Below are 281 nucleotides of genomic sequence, written 5' to 3'. Positions count from 1 at the left end.
GCCGGCAAGCCCGACCCGGCCCTACACCCACATCTGCATCACCTGCTCGCCGGTCTCTGCCGGCTTGCCATTCGGCATCCACACCGCATCGAGCATCGGTCGCACGAGATCCAGCTCGGTGGAAATGCCGTCCTGCCGGCCAAAGTGCGTGCTGTTAGCGGCCTGTGCTTCGACCACGCGACGGTCCTGCTCAGCCACGCGGCGCAGGAACGGCCAGACGAACCAGCGCACGGCCCATGCGGGCGCCCAGCGGTTTTCCACATGCAGCGTGCCGAACACGC

General features: G+C 67.6%; 1 protein-coding gene. It reads right to left on the bottom strand.

Translation table 11 applies throughout. From position 1 onward, the window contains the following. Positions 1–21: 21 nt before the first annotated feature. On the bottom strand, positions 22–281 hold a 260-nt coding region (locus RVY79_RS19150), incomplete at its 5' end, for a hypothetical protein (protein WP_317466142.1).

Source organism: Chromohalobacter sp. HP20-39, from assembly GCF_033052815.1.
Classification (GTDB): Bacteria; Pseudomonadota; Gammaproteobacteria; order Pseudomonadales; family Halomonadaceae; genus Chromohalobacter.
Note: the sequence above shows the minus strand (reverse complement) of the source record. Positions and strands in the feature narration are given on the sequence as shown.